1 protein-coding gene and 1 pseudogene are annotated in these 2,484 nt (G+C 76.5%); one reads left to right on the forward strand and one right to left on the reverse strand.

What is annotated here, in order from left to right; all coding sequences use genetic code 11:
• Positions 1-122: 122 nt before the first annotated feature.
• On the reverse strand, positions 123-2,150 hold the full coding sequence (locus E1284_RS40135) for a serine/threonine-protein kinase (RefSeq protein ID WP_243715045.1): 2,028 nt from the start codon (positions 2,148-2,150) through the stop codon (positions 123-125).
• On the opposite strand from E1284_RS40135, the pseudogene E1284_RS43530 reads away from it, so the two are divergent.
• Positions 2,086-2,484: pseudogene (locus E1284_RS43530) on the forward strand (hypothetical protein); the annotation flags it as partial. The gene E1284_RS40135 and the pseudogene E1284_RS43530 sit on opposite strands and share 65 nt — an antisense overlap.

Below are 2,484 nucleotides of genomic sequence, written 5' to 3' on the forward strand. Positions count from 1 at the left end.
GGTGGTTGAGGTGGGGGTGCCGCACTGTTCGCAGAAGCGGTCGCGGGACAGGGCGGGCTCGCCGCAGGTGCGGCAGGCGGTGGCGGGGGCGCGCTGGTCGGTGGTCATGTCGGGGGTCATGGTCAGAAGAGCGTCCTCGGGCGGACGGCGTTGGCGCGTTTCACCATCGCATGCCGGTGTCCGGCGCCGTCGGCGAGTTTGGCGAGGACGCGGTAGGTCTCCTCCAGCTTGGCGCGCAGGGCCGATTCGTCCAGGTCCGTGCCGAGGACCTGGCGCTGGAACCCGGCCGGGACGGGGGTGCGGCCGGCGCGGAGCCAGGCGAGGGCGGCCTCCAGCACCTCGGCGGTGAACGCGGCGGCGCGCTCGGTGTCCAGGCGCAGCGAGGCGAGGCGGCGGCCCGCCTCGGCCAGCGCCGGCGCGTTCAGCTCGCCGGGGTCGCGGCCCCGGACGGCCGTGGCGACGGCGGCGAGCTGCGCGGCGAGGTAGTGGCTGGAGATCCGGGGGACCGCGTCGAGGACGCGTTCGGCGGCGGCCCGGTCGCCGGCGGCGAGGTGCGAGCGGGCCAGGCCGAAGGCCGCGCTGACGTGGGTCGGGTCGGTCCGCCAGACGATCTCGTAGAAGTGGCTGGCGTTGCCCATGTCGCCGAGGGTCTCGTAGCAGAACGCGAGCGCCAGTTTGGGCGCCTGCTCGCCCGGCGCGAGGTCGTACAGGTCGGTGAAGACGGCGGCGGCCTCGGCGGCCCGTCCGCCGGCGAGGGCGCGGACGCCCCGGTACCAGTCGACGCGCCAGTCGTCCGGGGCCTCGGCCGAGATCTCCGCGAGCAGGCGGGCCGCGCCGTCGAGGTCGCCCAGCTCGATGCGGACGCGCAGCAGCGCGAGCCGCACCTCGCGGGACGGGACGGGGGCGGAGCCGAGCGCCGCGGCCAGGTCGCCGGGGTCGCGGGTGGTGAGCCCGGCGAGGAACGCGGCGGCCGGGTCGAAGGCCGACACCAGCGGGACGGGCAGCGCCGCCGCGGCCGCCGGCGGCTCCAGCGGCGCCAGGATCACCGTGCTCTCCGGGCCCGCGACGATCTCGGCGCCGGCCGTGTGCTGCTCGGGTCCGAACAGCGGCGACGGCGCGGGCCGCGGGCGTCCGTCCTCGGCGGACAGGACCTCGCGCAGCACGCCGGTGAGCTGCTCGGCCATCTCGGCGGCGCTCTGGAACCGGCGGGCCGGGTCCGGGTGCGTGGCGCGCCGCAGCAGCCGGTAGTACGACTCGTGCCGCTGGAACAGCGGGACCTCCTCGCGCGGCGGCAGGCTGCGCAGGTGCCGTCCGGTGTAGCCGCGGAAGGGGAAGCTGAGCACGGCGAGCGTCCGGCCGACGGTGTAGAGGTCGGAGGTCACCGACGGGCCCTGCGAGCCGATCTCCGGGGACTGGTAGCCGGGCGTTCCGAAGATCGGGCTCTCCACGTCGAACGCGCGCCGGACGCCGCCGAGGTCGATCAGCTTCAGCTGCTCCTCGGACTGGATCGCGTTGTCCGGCTTGAAGTCGCAGTACAGCAGCCCGACGCCGTGCAGGTAGCCGAGGGCGCTCAGTACCTCCAGGCCGTAGGCGATCACCTGGCCGAGCGGGAGGGACGCCTGGTCGCCGCGGTCGGCGCGGACGCTGAGCAGGATGTCCTTGAGGGAGCGCCCGCCGACGTACTCCATCACGATGTAGCCGGAGTCGCCGTGCCGGACGAAGTTGTAGATCTTGACGATGTTGGGGTGCTCGACCTCGGCGAGGAACGCGCGCTCGGCGGTCGCGGCGGCGAGCGAGTCGGCGTCCCCGGTGTCCAGCAGGCCCTTCAGCACGACCCACCGCTCGCTGACGTTGTGGTCGCGGGCCAGGTACACCCAGCCGAGCCCGCCGTGCGCGAGGCAGCCGAGGACCTCGTACTGCCCGCCGACCAGCTCGCCCGCGTGCAGCTTCGGCGTGAACGAGAACGGGTGCCCGCAGCTGCGGCAGAACCCCTCGGTGCGGCCCGGCCTGCCGCCCCGGCTCCGCCCGACCTTCTCGTCGCAGCGGCTGCAGAAGCGCCGGTTCTCCGGCACCTCCGGGTTCTCCATGATCGCGGACGCCGGGTCGCGCGCCGGGACGGGCGGGACCTCCACGAGCCCCGCGCCGAGCATCCCGCGCCTGGTCGAGCCGCTGGACCCGGTGCCGCGGGTGCCGCCGCGCGACGCCGTCCGGCCGGACCCGACCGTGCCGCGGCCGCTGCCCGCCGAACTCCCGGACGTGCCGCCGGGGCCGTCCCGTCCGGCGGGCCCCGGCTCCCTGGCCGTCGGCGGCGCGAAGGGCGTCTGCCGCGTGACCGGGGCGGGGGTCGGCGCCAGTGCCCGGGCCGGGACCCGCACCGGTGCCGCCCTCGTGTACCCCGCCCGCGCCGCCGCCTCGGGCCCGACCGACACCGCCGGCTCGGCCGTCCCGGACGCGGCCGCACGCGCCGGGGGGACGGCGGGCGCC

The sequence above is a fragment of the Actinomadura bangladeshensis genome (assembly GCF_004348335.1).
GTDB classification, from domain to species: Bacteria; Actinomycetota; Actinomycetes; order Streptosporangiales; family Streptosporangiaceae; genus Spirillospora; species Spirillospora bangladeshensis.

Bases quoted from the DNA above. Each gene is read 5' to 3' on its own strand.
- E1284_RS40135 (WP_243715045.1), bottom strand. From the start codon at position 2,150: ATGCTCGGCGCGGGGCTCGTGGAGGTCCCGCCCGTCCCGGCGCGCGAC.